A 15,367-nucleotide genomic window follows, 5' to 3' on the forward strand; every position below is an offset into this window, starting at 1 on the left:
AGGGTTGGGCGAGGCGCTCGAGGGAGATGGTATCGGTCCGGCCCGGGATCGCCACGTATTTGCGGGACGGCGGAATCCAGCCCAGGCGGTCCTTGTGAAACGAGATGGTGTGGGTGCCTACGCACCCGTAAGTTGGCACCGGAGGCGAGCAGTCGGCGTAGGCGTAGCTCATTACGTCCCACCGTGAGTCGTACGTCGCCGAGTACGGGCCGGAGGAATGCGGCAGGCCGAAACCGTGTCCCATCTCGTGGGCCAGGGCACCCTGGTTTCCGTATCCCCAAGTCGGCATCCACGTTACGGCGTACTGCTTGGTCTCACCATCCCGCGTCAGCGTCCAACGGCCCCCGTAGGCGAAGCCGTTGAGGTCCTCGTTGAACATCAGGTTGATCCCAGAGAACGCCGGGAAGAACACCTGGGCATCGGCCACGCCGGTGCAATCCTCCGCCGCTCTTCCGAAGTCCATGTCCTCGCGACCATCCCCGTCGCGGTCGTAGACGTAGTACGACCGCGGCTGGGGGAGATCGAACCACCCCACGACCGCGCTCCCGACTAGATTGACGGCCCCGTAGGACGCCTCCCGCCAATAGTGGTCCAGCCCCGGATACGAGTTGCCCAGCAGCAGCGCTTCAAAGTAGCTCTTCGGCTGCGGGGTGATGGCGGGGGCGTCTCCGAAGCGGCACAGGATGCTGACCCAGGGCTGCGAGCCGGCGACCGTGAGATCGGCCAGACCGCCCTCGGCCGGTTCCATCTGGATCGAATGAACGCGGACCCGGGGAAGGAGGGGACCGCGAGCCGGGTCGTAGGGGACGGTGAGGAACTCCCCCGTGATGGTCACACGCCGGCGATCGAGGGCCAGGAGTCCGTCGAACGGCCTCAGCACGTCATCGTCCACCAGCAGTTCCGTGAAGGAGCCCTGGTCGTCGATGAGCACCGGCACCGAGACCGCGTCGGCGCCCGAGCCAGGTGGCGGATCTCCCCAGATAACGTGGAACCACCCGGTGAGGGACGTCGGCGATCCAGGAACCGCCAGGGAGCTTGGCGAGGCCTGCGAGCGGCTCGATCCGTCGACCGCCGCGAGGCACGCGAGAACCAGGAGAGTCAGTCGAGCAAGGCGACCTCGCGTGGTCCTCGTTCCCATGCCTACCGCTTGCGGACCCTGACTGTAGGGGGAAACTCTTAGATTGTCAAGCGATCCTCGGAGGTTAACCCTGGCTTATGAGTTACGGCGGCCGCCGGTCGTCCCTTCTTTTCGGAGGAGCCGCGAGGTCGAGGCCTCGCCGTTCAGGGCGACTGGAGGACCTTGAGCCCCGTCACCACCGGGGCCTGGGCCGTCAGGATCTTCGCCCGGGAGCGGCCGTCGCCGACCTCCACCACCTCGACCTCGCCGACGACCTCGCGCCCCTGGGCGCCCTCCCGGAGAAGCTGCAGCCGGAGGCCGGGGGCGGCGCCCTCGGCGGCCCCGACATTGAGGGTCACCTCGCCCTGGGTCGCGGCCACGACCCGAGCGCGGACGGGGTAGGCGCGGTTGAGCTTCCCGCCGAGCTCTCGACCCACCAGCTCGGCCGCCTCGCGCGTCGACTGGCCGATGGGGAAGCTCTGGGCCACCGAGGCGGTGACGGTGGAGGTCTCGGTCTCGATGACACGCAGCGTGAGCTGCCACTCCGGGCCGGCGCCGGCGATGCTCCCGACCGAGATCAGGTGGGCGGCCAGCAGACGCCCGAGTCGAAGCGCGGTGCCCGGATCGGCCAGGGCGGAGGTCCCGAGCTTGAGCTCGCCCAGGAGCTTGTCGACGACATTCCGCTCCACCAGGCGGACGCGCGCGTCGGCTTCGAGCACCTGCCCGAGGCGCGCCAGGAAGAACTCGGGCTCCCCTTCCCGGAACGGCACGCGTCCCCGGCTTTCCAGGCCGAGGAGGGAGAGCGTCCGCGGCCGCGAGGTCCAGTCGTCGCGGGCGGCGGGGGACCGGACCACGTCCCCGCGGCGGTAACGGCGGACCAGATCGTCGACGAGCGTGTCGATCCGCTGCTGGCGCTGCCGGTCCTGCGCCACCGCCTCCGCCTCGCGGCTCTCCTTGAGGAACGTCTGGATCAGCGGGTCATCGGGCCGGAGAGCGGCCGCCTTCTCCAGAGCGGCGATGGCTTCGGCGTGCCGCCCCTGGCGCCGGAGCAGCGCCCCCAGGTTGCTCAGGCTCTCCCAGTTGCGGGCGTCGAGCTCGTGGGCCTTCGTGTAGGCGGCGACCGCCTGCTCGGGCTGCCCCCCTTCGGCGAAGAGCCGCCCCAGCCGATTGTGGGCGATCGCCTGCTGGGCCGGCGTGATGTCGGGGAGCGCCAGCGCCGCCTCGTACGCCGCGCGCGCGCGCGGCGCGTCGCCCTCGACCAGGTGGAGATCGCCCTGGATCAGGAGGCAGCCCACCTGCTTGGCGTCCAGGCGGAGGGCATCGACGCACAGGCTCCCGGCCTTGGTCAGGTCGTTCTGGCGGAGGGCGACCGTCGCCAGGCCGGCATAGGCGGCCGCCGGACGGACGCCGACCGCCGCTTGAAAGTCCCGGGCCGCCTCCTCGAGCTGGCCCGCCTCCAGCTTCCGGTAGCCCGTTTCCAGGAGCGATGGCGCGCGGCCGGTCGGGAACCCGACGAAGAAGAGCCCGAGGCCGAGCACCGCCAGCCCGGCCGCGCCGGCCGCCAGCACCAGTCGCGTGCGGCGGGCCGCCGAGACCCGCGGCGGCGCCTCCGTCCGCGGGACGTAGCGCGAGACCGGGTCGCCGTAGAGGACGTAGCTCGCCCAGATCAGCGAGGTCTTTCCCAGCCGCTTGGCGAGCGCGCGCCGCGCCTCCCGGACCGCCACCCCGACCGACTCGCCGCGCCCGAGCTGGCGATAGAACTCCAGCGCGTAGTGCAAGCTGTGCCGGTCCTGCAGCGTCCGGAGGCTGCCGATGTAGTGCTTGACGCCGGTGAGGAGCACGGCGTTGGCGAGCCCGAAGACGCGGGTTTCCAGGGCCGCCCCCCGCCAGCGCGGCGTCTGGCCGGACTGGCACGCGTTCAGGAAGATGAGCCGGGGGGCCGGCGCCCCCTGGGCGAGCCCGATCAGCTCGGCGGCCGGGAGGCGACCGTCGGCCAGGACGAAGTTGCTGTCGGCGGGCTTCAGCGCCTCGTAGTCGGCGTGACCGGCGAAGTGCAGGACGTCGCAGGTGCCGAAGTGCGTCAGGAACTCCTGGCGCGTGGCCGCCTGCCCGGGGAGCACGACCCGGAACTCGGCGCGGCTGTTCAGCTGGGCCGCGAGCTGGGTCCCTTCCCGGCGGGCCTCGGGGAGGTCGCCGCGGGGGTCGGCCACCACGGCCACCCGGAGCGGGCTCTGGGGCTCGCGTGGCTCGGCGACGGCCACCGTCTGCGGCGTGCTGACCACGCGCCCGATGCCGAAGAGCAGGCAGAGGAAGTCCTGCCCGGTGTGCGCGAGCTCCCAGGGGATCTGCACCAGCTGGTCGTCGATCACCAGCCGGAGCTCGTCGGCCTTGCTCTGGCCGAGCCGCTCACGGGTCTGCGGCGGCAGGAGCAGCCCGTAGAGGAGCTGGCCGAGCCGGACGAGCTCGTCCAGGTCCCGTCTGGCGATCCGCCCTTCCAGGTCCCCCGCCTCCAGGATCGCCCCGATGCGCTCGACGGGCTCGCTGACCGCCGCCTCATCCCACTCGAGCTCCTCGTACGTCCGGAGCGTCTCCTCCTCGCCCTCCCGCTGCTCGTAGCTGGACACCTTCAACCGGTCGAGGTGCCGGGAGAGCTCGAGGACGAAGACCTTGCGCCGGCCCTCGGGCTCGCCGCGGACCGGGGCGCGCACCGCGCCCTGCTCCGGCGCCCACGCGACCTCGTACAGCATCACGTTGGCCAGCTTCCCCTTGAGCGCGGAGGCGCCGAGGGGCCGGAACAGCGCGGTGCCCAGCTCGGGAATGGCCTCGGCCTGGACGGCCTCGGTCACCAGGACCTGGTCCGGATGGGCGAGCCCCTGGACACGGGCGGCCGCGTTGACGACGTCGCCGAAGACGTCGTGCTCCTCCACGATGCCGACCCCGGTGTTGATGCCGATCCGCAGGTGGATCTGCTCGCGCTCGGGGCGGCCCTCGTTGAAGGTGGCCAGCGCCCGCTGGATCTCCATGGCCGACCGCACCGCGTGGGCGGCGGCCGGGAACGTCACCATGAGGCCGTCGCCCAGCTGCTTGACGATCCGTCCGCCGGCCGCCGCGATGGCCGGAAAGACGCGGTCGTTGTGGCGCTGGAGCATGGTGACCCCTTCGATGTCGCCCCGCATGTCGAAGACCGTCGTCGAGCCCTGGATGTCGGTGAACATCACGGTCACCGGCCGGGCGAACTTCGACTGGATCTCCTGGTCCAGCTCGCTGCGTCGCCGGAGGTAGTCCCACACCTCCCCCCGCGTTCCGTCGGTGGGCGGCGGCTCGGGGTCGGTCATGGCCATGTCCTCACTTCGTGATCACCTTGAGCTCTCGCCGCTGCGCGAGGTGGCGCTCGATCAAGCCCAGCACCGTCCCCTTGATGACGGCGAACGAGAACTGCGGCGTCACCTCGCTCAGCAGGCCCTCGCCGAGCGTGTCGGTGCTCCGGCCCAGCACGACCTTGGTCTGGGGGTGGACGATCGGAGCGCCCTCCATGTACACGATCACCTTCATGTCGGGCCGCACCCGCTTCTGGGCGCCCAGATCGACGGCCAGCCGCTGGTTCCGGACCGCGATGACGATCCCGTGGACGAGCGGATAGTTCTGCCGAATCTTCTCGGCCAGGTCCCGGATCTTCTGCCGGAAGCTCTCCGGCGACTTCACAGGGTCGTAGATGTCCTGGTGCGCCAGCACCGTCGAGGTCTCCACGTTGATCAGCTGCGCCCACACCTCGACGTCGCGATCGGTCACGTTGACCGTTCCCACCAGGATCGCCTCGGCGTTGGCGATCCGTCCCACCTCCACGGCCTTCGCGCGATCCACGAGCTCGGTGCGGCTGAACTTCAGCTCCTTCAGGATGGCTTCCAGCTGCACCCGACTCACGATCTGGAAGCGGCGCTGGTTCACCAGCGCGTTCTCGAGCGCGTCGTAGGCGCCCTGATAGAGGTCGGAGGCCCGCCCCTTGTACTGCAAGGGGAGCACGGCCACGCTGAGACGCCGGCCGATCTGGTTCGGCTCCTCGACCTTCCGGACGATCTTCACCGTCCTCGACACGTCCCGACCGGTACGATCGACTGCGGTGATGGTGAAGGTGTTCTCCCCCTCCGCCAGGGCGAAGGTATGGCTGAAGATTCTGGGCCGGCCTCCCTCGGCCTGCCGGAACGTCTTGGCCTCCCCGTTGATCTTCACCGCGGCCAGCGGCAGCAGGCTCTGGACAACCCAGCTCAGCTTGATCCGCTCCTCCTGGACCTCCGCCGGCAGGTCCTCGTCCACCGTGATCGCCACCGGCTCCCGCAGTTGGGCCGGGACCGGGTCCTCCGGCCAGGCCGCCGGCACCACCGGCGACGGCCGCCGGGCCCCCGGCTGCCACAGCTCCGACGGAAGCCGCAGCCGGGCCCGCGTCAGGTTGCCGGCGGCATCGGCGGCCTCGAAGAGGAGCGTGTCGCTGCCGGCGGCGAGATCGACGGCGAACGGGCTCTCGACGCCCCCGCCGATCGTGATGGGCCGCCCGTTGACAGTCAGAGTGCCCAGACGCACATTGTCGTAAACGATCCCTTCCAGCCGGCGGCCGCCGACGGTCGTCCGGGCGAGCCGCTCGATCTCGACCACCGGACCCTCCTGGTCGAGGACGACGTGCACCCTGGCCTTAGCCTCCCGGGCCACGAGATCCCGCACCACCACCTCGATCGCGTTCGAGCCCGGCCCGAGTGACACGGTCTCGACGAATGGAAAGCTCGTGACCGCGGCTTCGAGGAGGACAGGCTGGCCGTTGATCTGGAGGTCCGTCACGAAGTTCCGGGAGTCGGCCGTGCCCCGGACCTCGAGGGTGGGGACGTTGGTCAGGAGGCCATCGGCAGGGGCCTCGATCCGGATCCGCGGGGGCTCGGGGTCCACGCGCGACTGCCGGAGCAAGGCGGCCCGGGCCAGATTCAGATAGTAGGCGGCCTTGGCCGTGGGGACCCTGGCCAGGGAGCGCTCCAGGGCCTGGACGGAGCCGGGGTACTGGCCGGTGAAATAGAGCGCCACCCCCAGCTCGCGGAGCGGGAAGTACTCGATGAAGTGGACCCCGTAGGTCCGCGCGAAGCGATCCTCGTCGCTCCGCGTCCGTTGAGCGGCGGTGAAGTCCTGGATGGCCTGGTTCCAGAGCCCGCGTTCGCTGAAGAGGAGTCCCCGCTCGTAGTAGTCCCACCACGTTCCGGCGAAGATCCGCCCGAGCTCCACCGACGGCTCCCGGCGGCGGGCGGCCGCCAGCACGCGGGCGGCCTCCTCGGACTGACCCTGGCGGGACGACTCTTCGAGCGCCTGGATCGCCGCGTCCCACCGCTCCAGCCGATAGAGGGCGATGCCCTTGTCGCGATGCGGAAAGTACCCGTAGCGCATCCCGTACAGGCGGGTGGTCCGACTCTCACGCGGGTCGGCCTGGATGGCCTCGTCGAAGGCCCGCACCGCCGCGTCCCACTGCTGGGCCTGCAGGAGGTCCAGGCCGCGGAGATAGGCCTCCCGGGCCTGCCCGGCGCCGGGGGAGGGGGGAGTGGCGCAGGAGGCGAGCAGCAGGCTGAGGGCTGCGAGAACGACGCCGCGGGTCGGGCCGATCCTGGCCAATCGACCCCCTTCCTCCAGGGACGAGCTCGGCCTGGTGGGCGGTACTCTACGGCGCGCGGCCGGCCAAGTCAAATTCGCAGGGGCTCCCTCCTCCGGCCTAGAAACCTGTCGGAGTAACCCGGGGCCGACCACCGAGCGCGTGATGCATCGAGGAGTGCTCCGAGCGGCGGCAGAGCATCCGCCACGACGGGGGGGTCTCGGGGGGGTCTTCCGAGACCCCCCCGAAACGACCTAGAAGCGAAAGACCGTCGACATCACCAGCTCCTTCACGCTCTCGGACCAGTTGCCGGCGAAGTCGAGCTGGAAGCCGGGGACGGGCACCACCCCGACGCCGGCGGTCACGTGGTACCGGTCCTTCCCTCCCGAAAAGATCGCCCGCGAAGCGGGGTTGGCGGTGCCGGTGTAGCGGATCTTGTGATCGGGGTCGGTATAGAAGCCGCCCCGGGCGGCGAAGGGCATCTCCCGCACGAAGAAGACGTACTCGGCGCCCAGGTGGATCTCGGTCGCGTCGTCGAGCTTGAAATCGCCGGGGCGGTCCGTTCCCTGCGCGAAGACGATCTGGAAGTTCTTCAGGAGCTGGGAGTACTGGATCCGGACGACGTCGAGCGCGAGCGTCAGGCGATCGAAGAGCCGGTAGGAGACGCCGGCCCCGTAGACGTCGGGAACCTTCAGCGTGAAGTCGAAGAGTTGGGGAGAAGCCGGCAAGCTCGCCGGCCCGCTCTCGAGGCGCTGCTGCATGTCGAACCGCGGTCCTCGCCGGTACACGACCCCGATCCCGAGATCGCGCACCGGCTTCCACAGCGCCCCCACGTTGTACCCGTAGCCGAGGTCGGTCGCTTCCACGGTGCTCGTGGCCCGGACGTTGGAGGACGCGAAGTCCGGCGGCAGAAAGAAACGCGCTCCGCCCAGGCCGAAGCGCTGGAGCTTCGAGTTCACCACCCCATGCGAGATCTCGAGGCTGGCGCCGAGGTTCGGCAGCAGCGGGTGGACCCTGGCCAGGTTGACCCCCACGCCCCCGCCGAAGTTCAGGGCGGTGATGCTCAGCTCGGACCGAACGGGGAAGAGCCGACTCCCGTTGGGAAGGAACACGCCTTCCGTCTCGAAGTTGCTCTCGTAGTTGACCAGCTCGCGGACGAAGGCCGCGATGACCAGGCGATCGGTCGGATACACGAAGCTGAAGAAGGACGGCGTGAACACCGTGTCGTCGAAGTCCCGGCTGTGGAAGATCCCCTGCCGGCCCTCGGCGGGGGTGTTCGAGAAGTTCTCGATGGTGTTGGTGAACCTGGTGAGCTTCAGCTCGGCGGCCGCCTCGGGCCGCTGCAGGATGACGAGCCCGGCGGGGTTGCTCACCACCGCGGTGGCGTCGTCGGCCACGCCGGTGAAGGCCCCCCCCATCCCGAGGGCCCGGGCGCCCGGGTTGTTGAGGTTGAACTGGAACCCACCGAACGTCTCGTCGTTCGAGATCGCCTCCCCCAGGGCGGGGATGCCGGACGCGGCGAGGAGCACGAGGACGAGCAACGCCCATTTGGGTCGGACCATCTCAGCCCTCCCTTCGCGATGGACCACGGGGTGGCGGCGGCCGGGCGCGCGGACCGAGCCCATTTATACCGAGGAGGGCGGCAGTGTCAACGGTGGACCCACTGTCATCCGGTGTCGGCCAGATCCGACGGCCCCCCGACAGCCGGGGCGCGGACGTCCCGTAATCCTGCCGGCTGGCGGCCCCCCTCGCGTGGCACTGGTCTTGCTCGCCGGGACCGCTGGAGGGAGAAGGGAGCACCGGATGCGTCGCTGGTCGAAGCTCGCCCGAGCGGCCGGGGCCGGTCTGCTCGCCAACCTGGCGCTGGCGGGAAGCGGGGGGCGCCCGGCCGGCGCCGCCGACTGCCGGGTCGTCGCCGACTTCGCGAAGAACGCGATCGGCCAGTTCCCCGAGGACTGGAAGCCCAGGGAGGAGCGGGCCCGCGACATCTACAAGGTCCTCGAAGAAGGCGGGGTACGCTTCGTCCGGGCCACCGCGGAGGGCACGGGACTTCAGATCGGCAAGGAGTTCGACTGGGACCTCAAGGCGCATCCCGTCCTCGCCTGGAAGTGGCGGCCGCAGGTGTTCCCCACCGGGGCCGACGAACGCGAAAGCGGCAAGAACGACAGCGTGCTCGGCGTCTACGCCGTGTTCCCCCACACCCCGGTGACGGTGAAGGCCGTGAAGTATGTCTGGAGCCTGGCGGCGCCGGCGCGCGCCACCGCCTCGGCCTCGAAGGGCCTGACGCGCATGCTCGTGCTGCGGGCGGGGGCGCCGAAGGGCGCCGGCTGGGTCGGGGAGGCGGTCAACGTGGCCGCGGACTACGAGCGCCTCTTCGGGGAGGCGCCGAAGCAGCCCCGCGGCATCGCTCTTCTGACGGACGCCGACGACACCAAGAGCCGAGCCGTCGGCGACTACGGCGCCTTTCGCATCTGCCCGGCCGGAACGGCGGCCAGCGCCGCCCTCGAGGCCAGTCCGCGCGGCTAGGTCATTTCGGGGGGGTCTCGGAAGACCCCCCCGATGCCCCCCCGTCGTGGCGGCGGCGAAGCCGCCGCTCGGAGCACCTCGATGCACCACGCGCTCGGTGGCCGGCGCCGGGTCAGTCGGACACGCTCGTCGCCACTCCCCGGTGGCGACGGGAGGCACCGGGGCCCGTGGACCGCGGTGCTTTCCAGCGACCGATCCGGCCGTTTCCCGGGGCGCTCGGGTGTAGTAGCATGGCGAGCTGTCTCGCCCGTCGGGCTCCCTGGGTTCAGGCTCGCATCCGAATCGTCGCTCGGGGAGAGAGGAACCAGAGATGACGAAATCCCGCCAGCCAGCGACCGAGGTGCTCATCCCGGCCCGCCACGGCGGGGCGGTGATGTTACGGGAGGGTCAGCGCCTCAAGGTCATCGCCGTCAAGGGCAAGCAGATCTGCGACTTCTGGGCGTTCAATCCGACCGACCCCACGGAATTCCTGTCGATGAGCTATACCCGCTCCTCCCTGCGGCACCTCAAGATCCAGGTCGGTAAGCCTCTCCACAACAACAAGCGCCAACCGATCCTCCTGCTGGAGGAGGACACGCTGGGGGTCCACGACATGCTCGTGGCTGCCTGCGATCCCCTTCGGTACCTGGAGCTCGGAGCGGCTCCCGATCACCGCAGTTGCAAGATGAACGCTCTGGAGGCCATCGCGACGTTCTCGGTGCATCCTCCGGTATTCCCCGACCCGCTGAACCTCTTCCAGAATACGCCCGCGGATGAAAAGGGCGCCCTCCAGTATGGAGAGTCTCTCGCCAAGCCCGGCGATTACGTGTTGTTCCGGGCTCTGCGTCCCCTCCTGGCCGTCGGGTCGGCCTGTCCCTTCGATCTGAATCCCGCCGCAACCACGGAACGCACGGAGATCCTCTTCGAGGTCTACGACGAGTAGTCAGCGAGAGTAAGGAGGCCGGTCGTCAGGACTGTCTGGCCACGGCGGCGCGCTTGGCCGCGCGCGCGTCGCGGGCCGCCTTCCACCGTGGCTGGTCGCAGATCCGTCCGAGAAACTCGATCACCGCGTGAGCGGCCAGGTAAGACGTGATCCCGGTCGGCACGTCGAGGAGGGGGTTGACCTCGACCAGGTCGAAGCCGACGACCTCCGTGTGCTCGGCCAGCGCCGTGAAGGTGTCGCGGAGCTGCGCGTAGCTCATCCCGTTGGGCTCCGCCGAGACGCAGCCGGGCACCAGCGGCATGTCCAGCACGTCGACGTCGATGCTCACGTAGACCTTGGCGCCCTTCGGGAGGGCTTCCACCACTCCCCGCCAGGTCACGTCCTGGAACTCCTGCATGGTGAGGACCCGGTTGCCGTCCCGCAGGGAATCCTCCATCGTCTCCCGCGTGTTCCGGAGGCTCCGGATGCCGATCTGGGTGAGGCTCCGAACGTGGGGCATCTTCGTGATGTGCCGGAAGGCGTGACCGTTGGTCATCTCGAGGCCGTGGATGAACGGCGCGTAGTCGAGGTGGGCGTCGAAGTGGACGACGTGGAGCGGCTCGGAGAAGGCCCGGACCACCGGGAAGCTGATGGCGTGGTCGCCTCCCAGGACCACCGGGAGCGCGCCCCGGTCGAGCAGCGCCCGGGTGAGCGCGGTGATGTTGTGGAAGGTGTCGACGATGTTGGTGGGGAGCACGGCGGCATCGCCCGCGTCGGCGATCCGGCCCTGGGCCATCTCGGGCTCCAGGTAGAGGCGCCGGGTCTGCGGGTCGTAGACACCGGGGCCCCGGGTGCCGAACCGCATCGAGTGCTCGCGGATGCCCCGGGGGCCGAAGCGCGAGCCGGGCAGGTAGGGCGAGCCCTCGTCGGTCGGCGCGCCCATGATCGCGACGTCGGCGTCGAGCTTGTCGAGGTCGGTGCACAGGGCCGACCGGAGGAAGGTGGGGATGCCGACGAAGGGATAGTGGACGTGAGCGCGCTCGGGGTGGGGGTGTGCGTATGACATGTTCTCGCCTCCCTGCCGGGCCGGGACGGCCGCAGCGGACGGACCGTTAGCCGATCTGACCGGCGTGGGCCAGCGCGCCGATCAGGTTCAGGATGAGCCGGGCCGCGAGCAGGCTCGTCATGTTCCCGACGTCGAGGCTCGGGACCACCTCCACGAAGTCGTACCCGACGACCCGCCCCTTCCGGGCGAGCCCCTTGATCAGGTTGGTGACCTCGTAGTATGTGACGCCTCCCGGGGCCGGGCCGGCCACGCCGGGGGCGATCGTCGGGTCGAGCCCGTCGGCGTCGATGGTGAGGTAGTAGCGCTCGCCGTCGGGGATCCGCTTGAGGACCTCCTCGATCCCTACTCGGTGCAGCTCCTCCGCCCCCACCAGGATGCTCCCGTAGGCCCGGGCCGCGTCGACCTCCGCCTTCCGCGCGCTGCCGAACCCGCGCAGCCCGATCTGCGCCATCCCCTTGACCCACGGCATCTCGGAGGCCCGGCGCAGCGGACTGCTGAGGCCTTCCCGGATCCCCTCGATGTCGTCCCGCCAGTCGAGGTGGGCGTCGACGTGGGCCACGAAGATCGGGCCGTGCCCCTGATACCCCCGCAGGACGGGGATCGGGATCGAGTGCTCGCCTCCCAGCACGAGCGGGATCGCCCCCTGGCTCACGATCGTCGCGATCGCGGCGGTGGCGACGCGCTGGCTCTCGTCGAACCGCCCGAGCAGGTCGGGGACGTCGCCGCAGTCGACGATCTTGACCTGACGGCCGGCCAGGAGATCGCCGTCGAAGTCGAAGTCGTAGTGGGTCCGGTACGACGCCGCGTAGCGCAGGGACTGCTCGCGAATGGTCTGGGGCGCGGTGCTGCAGATGGCCGATCGGTTCAGGGTGTAGGAGGCCATCCCGTACGGGACGCCGATGACGGCGAGGTGGGCGTCCAGGCGGTCCAAGTCCTCGCAGCGCGGCGCGTCCAGGAACGTCGCGCGGCCCGAGGGTACCGGCTTGAGCGTCACAGCCATCGCGTGCTCTCCTCTCCGGAGCTAGAGTTCGACCTGGAAGAGCCGGGGGCCGAGCATGCCGAGCAGGAGCTCGGTGGACATGATCACGGATCGGCCGGTCGGATCGATCCGGGGCGAGACCTCCACGAAGTCCATGGCTCCCACCGGGTACCGGGACAGGACCCGGAGGATCTCGAGGAGCATGCCCGGCGTGATGGCGTCGTTGACCACCGACCCCGTGGCCGGGAAGAAGCCGGTGTCGATGAAGTCGATGTCGACCGACAGGTAGATGTACTCGCAGCCGGCGCTGGCCCGCTCGCCGGCCTGGCGCGCGACCTCCGCCGGGCCCCGGGCGTGGACGTCGAGCGCCGTGAACACCCGGGCTCCGTTCCGCTCGATCGTGCGGACTTGCTCTTCCGACACCCAGCCCTGGATGCCGATCCACACCATGTTGGCCGGGCTTACGATCTCGATCTCGGAGATCCGGCGCGCGTTGGTCCCGTGGTTGTACTTTCCCCAGGCGGCCACCTCGTCACCGAAGTCCAGGTGGCCGTCGATGTGGATGTAGCCGACCCGCGCCCTCGGCCGCACCTCCTGGACGGCCCGGCAGTACCCGAGGCACGAGGGGTAGCCCACGTAGTGGTCGCCGCCCAGACAGACCGAGAACCCGCCCCGCCGGACCACCTCGTACACCCCGCCGGCGATGCCCTCCGTCGTTCGCGTCACGTCCGACGGGTAGACGTTGAAGTCGCCGACATCGACCAGCCGGCTGTCCCGATGCGGCCGGAGCCGCGCGCCGGTGGCCACTTCCACCAGGCCGTCGTCGGGAGCGTTGGCGAGCTTCCGCGCGAACGCGAGCGATCCCTCGCGGATCCCCCGTGGACCCATCCGCGTCCCGAACCGGCTCGTGTGCGTGCTGTCGTGCGGCGCTCCCCCGATGACGACCGTGCCCGGCCTGACCTGGTCCAGCCCCACCAGCGGCGCGGCCAGGAACGTCGCCGCCCCCGGCCTACCGCGAACCGACCCGTCCCCTTCCATGTCGAGGCCTCCGTAACGCCCGGGCTACCCGCCGTGTCCGGCGGCGAAGATCTTCGGGTAGGCGAAGCGCAGCACCAGGTGCGCACCGAAGCGCTGGCCGGTCTTCCCCAGGCTCATCACCTCGACGAGGGGGTTCAGCCCGCACAGGTCAAGCGCGCCGACGGGGGCCCGGGCGAAGACGTCCATGGCCTTCCACACGTCGTCGTTCCGCAGCCCGTCGAACTGCGGGATTCCCGTCATCGCCACGTACCCTCCGTCGACGACGTCCATGTCCACGCTGACGTAGATCCCGTCGCAGCTCCGACCGGCGATCTCCACCGCCTCGGCCGCCACCGCCTCGATGCCCCGGCGCCGCACGTCGTCGGGGGTGAAGAGCCGGGCGTCCAGCGTTCGGGCCAGCTCCCACTCCGGAAGCCGCACGTAGCCGTTCGTCCCGATCCAGACCAGATTCCGGGGCTGCACCGCACCGGCGTCGAGGATGCGGCGGACGGTGGCGCCCCGCCAGACCCGCCCGTACACGGGGTCCTCGTCACCCAGGTCCAGCCGGCTGGAGAGCTGGATGTAGCCGACGCCGCGCCCACCGGCCGCCACCACCGCGTCCCGGTACCCGAGGACGAGCGGGTAGCTGATGAAGTGGTCGCCGCCGAGAAACACCGGCACCGCCCGCTGCCCCACGATCCGCCGGCAGGCGTCCCGCAGGAGGCGCTCCGTCTCGGCCCAGTCCACGTGCGACAGGGACAGGTCGCCCAGGTCCCGGAGTTTCCCGTGGACCACCTTCGGGTCCACCCGCTCGCGGCTGTCGATCTCGATCAGGGCGCCGCCGCCGGCGTTCGTGTGCCCCCAGTAGTAGATCGAGCTCTCGCGGTAGGCCCGCGGCGCCAGGAGCGGGCCCCGCTTGGCTGGGGTCGCCGTCTCGTAAGGCACCCCCACGATGGCGACCGCACCCGCCTCGAGGCGGTCGATCGACCCCCGCGGCGCGCGGGCGAAGGTCAGGATGCCGGCGGTCCTGACGAGCGGGCCCTTGCGGATCGGCATGACCGGCTACTCGACCTCGAAGATCCGGGGCGTCAGGATCTTCAGGAGCGCCTGGGTGGCGAGCCGCGGGCTTCGGCCCGAGGGGTCCAGGGACGGAGCCGTCTCGACGAAGTCCATGGACCCGATCGGATACCGGGCCAGCGGCTCCAGGATCCTGAAGAGCGTCTGGGCCGTCATGGCTCCCATGGTGACCGATCCCGTGCCGTCGAAGAAGCCCGCGTCGATCACGTCGATGTCGAAGCTCACGTAGATGGAGTCGCAGCCCTTGATCGCCAGGTCGCCGGCCCGGCGTCCCACCTCGGCCGGCCCCAGGACCTCCACGTCCTCGCTCGTGAAGATGGTGGCGCCGAGCCGCCGCAGCGACTCGACCTGCTCGAGGAAGCACGGCCCCTGGATCCCGATGAACACCATGCTGCTCGGCACGACGGCGGGAAGCTCCGAGATGCGACGGGCGTTGGTGCCGTTGTTGTACTTGCCGTAGCTCCCCGAGGTGTCGGCGAAGTCGAGGTGCCCGTCGATGTGGATGTAGCCGACCCTGGCGTGGGGGGCTTGCTCGCCGAGGGCCCGCGTGTAGCCGAGGCACGACGGGTAGCCGACGTAGTGGTCGCCGCCCAGGCACACGGAGAAGCCTCCGCGTCGCACCACCTCCGCCACGCCGCCGGCGATGCCCTCCGTCGTTCGCATCACGTCCGACGGGTAGACGTTGAGATCGCCCACGTCGACCAGCCGGGTCTCGGACGGCAGGAACAGCCGCGTCCCGGTCGAGACGTCGACGAACCCCTCACCGCGCGCGTTCCCCAGGCGGTCGGCCAGGGCCAGGGAGCCCTCGCGGATGCCCCGGGGGCCGCCCCGCTCTCCGAAGCGCGGCCGCAGGCTGTGGGGGGCGCCGCTGATCACGGTCGTCCCGGGCCGGATGGCGTCGAAGCCCACCAGCGGGGCGCGCAGGAAGGTCTGGCGCCCCGCGTACCACGGAACCTGATCAGCCGTCTCGACGTGCCCGTCCACGTTCCTCTCCTCCAGCTCCTCCGAGTCGCCCGGCGGCGAAGCCGCCGCTCGGGGCACGCCTCGGCCTGGGAGGGGCCGGCGAG

Annotated in this window: 11 protein-coding genes; 2 read left to right on the plus strand and 9 right to left on the minus strand. The window is 70.4% G+C overall.

Annotation, left to right across the window (positions count from 1 at the left end; genetic code table 11):
* The 4 genes from VGW35_01140 to VGW35_01155 all read right to left on the minus strand — a co-directional run.
* Positions 1–937 (minus strand): hypothetical protein (locus VGW35_01140; protein HEV8306243.1); only part of this gene is annotated, 937 nt, incomplete at its 3' end.
* Between the two features lie 344 nt (positions 938–1,281).
* Entirely contained in the window at positions 1,282–4,452 is a 3,171-nt protein-coding gene (locus VGW35_01145; GenBank protein HEV8306244.1) for a CHAT domain-containing protein, read from the minus strand.
* A gap of 10 nt (positions 4,453–4,462) precedes the next feature.
* Positions 4,463–6,757 carry a CsgG/HfaB family protein gene (locus VGW35_01150; GenBank protein HEV8306245.1) on the minus strand — a complete coding sequence of 765 codons (2,295 nt, stop codon included), beginning with the start codon at positions 6,755–6,757 and terminating at the stop codon, positions 4,463–4,465.
* Between the two features lie 231 nt (positions 6,758–6,988).
* Positions 6,989–8,296, minus strand: a complete 1,308-nt coding sequence (locus VGW35_01155) for an outer membrane protein transport protein (protein ID HEV8306246.1) — start codon at positions 8,294–8,296, stop codon at positions 6,989–6,991.
* A 241-nt stretch (positions 8,297–8,537) separates the two neighbouring features.
* Here VGW35_01155 and VGW35_01160 point away from each other — a divergent pair, with 241 nt between their 5' ends.
* Positions 8,538–9,260: a DUF3047 domain-containing protein gene (locus tag VGW35_01160; protein ID HEV8306247.1), complete on the plus strand. Its 723-nt coding sequence runs from the start codon at positions 8,538–8,540 to the stop codon at positions 9,258–9,260.
* A 310-nt stretch (positions 9,261–9,570) separates the two neighbouring features.
* The gene (locus tag VGW35_01165) at positions 9,571–10,182 is read left to right on the plus strand and encodes an urea carboxylase-associated family protein (GenBank protein HEV8306248.1); all 612 of its coding nucleotides are present in this window, start codon (positions 9,571–9,573) and stop codon (positions 10,180–10,182) included.
* 25 nt (positions 10,183–10,207) lie between these two features.
* On the opposite strand, the gene VGW35_01170 is transcribed toward VGW35_01165, so the two are convergent.
* The 5 genes from VGW35_01170 to VGW35_01190 form a co-directional block, all read right to left on the minus strand.
* A complete protein-coding gene (locus tag VGW35_01170; protein HEV8306249.1) occupies positions 10,208–11,227 on the minus strand; it encodes an arginase family protein in 1,020 nt (339 codons plus the stop codon).
* 46 nt (positions 11,228–11,273) lie between these two features.
* Positions 11,274–12,227, minus strand: coding sequence for an agmatinase (locus VGW35_01175; protein ID HEV8306250.1), 954 nt, complete (start codon positions 12,225–12,227; stop codon positions 11,274–11,276).
* A gap of 21 nt (positions 12,228–12,248) precedes the next feature.
* A complete protein-coding gene (locus VGW35_01180; GenBank protein ID HEV8306251.1) occupies positions 12,249–13,244 on the minus strand; it encodes an agmatinase family protein in 996 nt (331 codons plus the stop codon).
* A 24-nt stretch (positions 13,245–13,268) separates the two neighbouring features.
* Positions 13,269–14,279, minus strand: a complete 1,011-nt coding sequence (locus VGW35_01185; protein ID HEV8306252.1) for an arginase family protein — start codon at positions 14,277–14,279, stop codon at positions 13,269–13,271.
* Positions 14,280–14,285: 6 nt separating this feature from the next.
* Positions 14,286–15,367, minus strand: a 1,082-nt coding sequence (locus VGW35_01190) for an arginase family protein (protein HEV8306253.1), incomplete at its 5' end; no start/stop codon positions are given.

It is taken from the genome of Candidatus Methylomirabilota bacterium, from assembly GCA_036005065.1.
Classification (GTDB): Bacteria; Methylomirabilota; Methylomirabilia; order Rokubacteriales; family DASRDR01; genus DASYQW01.

Bases quoted from the DNA above. Each gene is read 5' to 3' on its own strand.
- VGW35_01145 (HEV8306244.1), bottom strand. From the start codon at position 4,452: ATGACCGACCCCGAGCCGCCGCCCACCGACGGAACGCGGGGGGAGGTG.
- VGW35_01155 (HEV8306246.1), bottom strand. From the start codon at position 8,296: ATGGTCCGACCCAAATGGGCGTTGCTCGTCCTCGTGCTCCTCGCCGCG.
- VGW35_01160 (HEV8306247.1), top strand. From the start codon at position 8,538: ATGCGTCGCTGGTCGAAGCTCGCCCGAGCGGCCGGGGCCGGTCTGCTC.
- VGW35_01165 (HEV8306248.1), top strand. From the start codon at position 9,571: ATGACGAAATCCCGCCAGCCAGCGACCGAGGTGCTCATCCCGGCCCGC.
- VGW35_01170 (HEV8306249.1), bottom strand. From the start codon at position 11,227: ATGTCATACGCACACCCCCACCCCGAGCGCGCTCACGTCCACTATCCC.
- VGW35_01175 (HEV8306250.1), bottom strand. From the start codon at position 12,227: ATGGCTGTGACGCTCAAGCCGGTACCCTCGGGCCGCGCGACGTTCCTG.
- VGW35_01180 (HEV8306251.1), bottom strand. From the start codon at position 13,244: ATGGAAGGGGACGGGTCGGTTCGCGGTAGGCCGGGGGCGGCGACGTTC.
- VGW35_01185 (HEV8306252.1), bottom strand. From the start codon at position 14,279: ATGCCGATCCGCAAGGGCCCGCTCGTCAGGACCGCCGGCATCCTGACC.